The 3,914-nt window shown below is 76.7% G+C and carries 1 protein-coding gene; it reads left to right on the top strand.

Annotated elements, in window-relative coordinates:
- A partial coding sequence (locus K7G60_RS39085; RefSeq protein WP_263986768.1) for an acyltransferase domain-containing protein occupies positions 1-3,914 on the top strand: 3,914 nt, incomplete at both ends.

A 3,914-nucleotide genomic window follows, 5' to 3' on the forward strand; every position in this document is an offset into this window, starting at 1 on the left:
CCCCGCCCCTGGCCCGCCACCGACCACAGGACCCGCCGCGCCGGCGTCTCCTCCTTCGGCATCAGCGGCACCAACGCCCACGTCATCCTCGCCGAAGCCCCCGCCGAGCCCCTCGCGGCCGCGACCGACGCCCGGGACGACGGCGACGACCCGCTGTGGGTGCTGTCCGGACGTACCGAGCCGGCACTGCGCGCCCAGGCCACCGCGCTCGTCGACGCGCTCGACGGCCTCGACGGGGCGTCCGCCCGTGACCTCGGCCGCGCCCTGGCCACGACCCGTGCCGCCCTCGACCACCGCGCGGCCGTCACCGCCGAGGACCACGCGGAGGCCGTCGCGGCCCTGGCCGCGCTCGGCCGCGGCGAGCCGCACTCCGCGCTGGCCGTCGGCACCGCGCGCACCGACGACGGTCTCGCCTACCTCTTCACCGGGCAGGGCAGCCAGCGCGTCGGCATGGGACGCGAACTGTACGAGTCCGAACCGGTCTTCGCCGCCGCCCTCGACGCGGTGTGCGCCGAACTCGACGCCTGCCGCGGCTCCGTGCCGGGCACGCCGCCGATCCGCGACGTGATGTTCCACGACGCCGAGGCGCTCGACCGGACCGAGAACACCCAGTGCGCCCTCTTCGCCCTGCAGGTCGCGCTGTTCCGGCTCCTGGAGCACCGGGGCCTGGCCCCCGACGCCGTGCTCGGCCACTCCATCGGCGAGTTCGCCGCCGCCCACGTCGCCGGGATCCTCACGCTGTCCGACGCCTGCACCCTGGTCACCGCGCGCGGCCGGCTCATGCAGGCCCTGCCGACCGGCGGCGCCATGACGGCCGTCCAGGCCTCCCAGGACGAGGTCGCCGCGCTCCTCGAAGGCCGCGAGCACGAGGTGAGCATCGCCGCCGTCAACGGCCCCCTGGCCGTCGTCGTATCCGGTGACGTCGAGGCCGTCGAAGAGGTCGCCGCCACGTTCGCCGCCGCCGGCCGCAAGACCCGCCGGCTCGTCGTCAGCCACGCCTTCCACTCCCACCGCATGGACGGGATGCTCGACGCGTTCGCCGCCGTCACGTCGACGGTGCGGTACGCGGAGCCGCGCGTCCCGATGGTGTCCACGGTCACCGGCGGACCCGTCGAGGTCACCGCCGACTACTGGATCCGGCAGGTGCGCCGGGAAGTGCGGATGTCCGACGGCCTGGCCGCGCTCCACGGGCTCGGGATGCGGACCTTCCTCGAACTCGGCCCCGACGGCGTGCTGTCGGCCCTGGGACAGGACTGCCTGGACGACTCAGCCCTTGCGTTCGTGCCGGTGCTGCGCCGCGGCCGGTCCGAGCGCCGCACCCTGGCGTCCGCGCTCGGCACCCTGCACGTCCGCGGCCGGAGCCCGGACTGGCACGCCGTGTTCGGCCCGGGGCGGACGCCCGCCCTGCCCACGTACGCCTTCCAGCGGGAGCGCTACTGGCTGACCGCGCAGGGCACCGAGGGACCGGCCGGCCACCCGCTGCTCGGCCCCGCCGTCGAGCTCGCCGAGTCCGGGCAGACCGTCCTGACCGCCCGGCTCGGTCGCCGTACCCACCCCTGGCTCGCCGACCACGCCGTCCTCGGCTCGGTCCTGCTGCCCGGCACCGCCTTCCTCGAACTCGCCGCCCGCGCGGGCTCGGAGACCGGCGCCCCCCGGGTCGCCGAACTCGCTCTCGTCGCCCCCCTGGTGATCCCCGACGAGGGCCGCACCGAGGTGCAGGTCGTCGTCGCCGCGCCCGGCGACGACGGGCAGCGGGCGGTGACCGTCCACGCCCGCACCGAGACGCCGGACGGCGCCGTCGAGCCGTGGACCCTGCACGCCACCGGCGCGCTCGCCCCGCACGACGGAGCCGCCGCGTCCGCCGTGTCCCGGCCAGCCGGCGAGGGCGAACCGCTGCCCGTCGACGGCCGCTACGACGAACTGGCCGACTCGGGCTACGCCTACGGCCCGGTCTTCCAGGGCCTGCGCGCCGCGTGGCGGCACGGCACCGACCTGGTCGCCGAGGTCGCCCTGCCGGCCTCCGTCACCGACGCCGCCTCCTACGGGCTGCACCCGGCGCTGCTCGACGCGGCCCTGCACCCGATCGTGATGACCGCGCTCGACGAAGGCGGCCGCCGTCTGCTGCCCTTCTCCTGGCGCGGGGTGACCGTGCACCAACCCGGTGCCCGTGCCGGCCGCGTGGTGATCCACGGCACCGGACCGGACGCGGTGTCGCTGACCCTGCTCGACGAGTCCCGCGCGGTCGTCGCCCGGGTCGAGGAGCTCGTCCTGCGCCCGGTGAGCGACGACGTGGCCGTGCCGCGCTCGCTCCACCGCCTGGACTGGAAGCCGGCCGCGGCGGAGCCGGAGCCGGCGCCGCGCGCCGTCTCGCTCGGCTCCGCCGACCTGGGCGTCGGCCCCCGGTACGCCGACCTCACGGCCCTCGGCGAGGCCGTCGACGCGGGGCTGCTCGCCCCCTCGGTGGTCCTCGCACCGCTCGCGGGGCCCGAAGAGGGCGCGGACGCCACCGGGCCCGCCGTGCACCGCGCGCTCGCCCTGCTCCAGGCGTGGCTGGCCGACGACCGGTTCGCCGACTCCCGCCTGGTGCTCGTCACCCGGGCGGCCGTGGCCACGGCGCCGGACGCCGACGCGGACCCCGAGCTCGCGGCCGTATGGGGCCTGGCCCGTTCGGCGCAGACCGAGAACCCCGGCCGGGTCGGGCTGCTGGACGTGGAGACGGCGGAGGACTGCCGTACGGCACTGCCGCTGCTCGGCGCCGAGCCCCAGCTCGCCGTACGGGACGGGGCCCTCCTCGTGCCCCGGCTCGGCCCGGTGACGGCGGGCGGCGCCCTGGTCCCCCCGGCCGGCACGGCCGCCTGGCGGATGGTGGTGCGCGAGCGCGGGACCCTGGACCACCTGGCCCTCGATCCCTTCCCGGAGGCCCTGGCCCCGCTGGGCGACGGCGAGGTCCGCGTCTCCGTGCGCGCCGCCGGCGTCAACTTCCGCGACGTCCTGGGCACGCTGGGCCTCTACCCCGGCGACCCCGGTCCGCTCGGTCTCGAAGGGGCCGGTGTGGTCACCGAGGTCGGGCCCGGCGTCACCGGTCTCGCCGTCGGCGACCGGGTCATGGGCCTGCTCTCCGGGGCGTTCGGTCCGACGGCCGTCGCCGACCACCGGCTGGTCGCCGTCATGCCAGCCGACTGGACGTACGCCCAGGCCGCGTCCGCGCCCATCGTGTTCCTCACCGCCTACCACGCCCTGGTCGAGCTCGCCGGCCTGACCTCGGGCGAGCGCGTCCTGATCCACGCCGCCGCGGGCGGCGTCGGCATGGCCGCCGTCCAGCTGGCCCGGCACCTGGGTGCCGAGGTCTACGGCACGGCGGGCCCCGGCAAGTGGGACGCCCTGCGCGACCTGGGCCTGGAGGGGGCGAACCTGGCGTCGTCCCGCACCCTGGACTTCGAGACCGCGTTCGGCGCGGCCACCGAGGGCCTCGGCATGGACGTCGTACTGAACTCCCTCGCCGGCGAGTTCGTGGACGCGTCCCTGCGGCTGCTGCCGCGCGGCGGCCGCTTCGTGGAGATGGGCAAGACCGATCTGCGCGACCCCGCCCTGATCGCGGCCGAGCACCCCGGGGTGGACTACCGCTTCTTCGACCTGCTCCAGGAGCCGGCCGAGCGGATCGGCGAGATGCTCACGGCGGTCATGGGCCTGCTGTCGTCGGGAGCGCTGACGCCGCTGCCGGTGAGCACCTGGGACGTCCGCCGGGCACCGGAGGCCTTCCGGTACGTCAGCCAGGCACGTCACGTCGGCAAGGTCGTCCTCACCCTGCCCGCCGCCCTCGACCCGGAGGGCACGGTCCTGGTCACCGGTGCCACCGGTGCCCTCGGCGGACTGGTCGCCCGCCATCTGGTCACCGAGCACGGCGCCCGCCGTCT

Source organism: Streptomyces sp. NK15101, from assembly GCF_020400725.1.
Classification (GTDB): Bacteria; Actinomycetota; Actinomycetes; order Streptomycetales; family Streptomycetaceae; genus Streptomyces.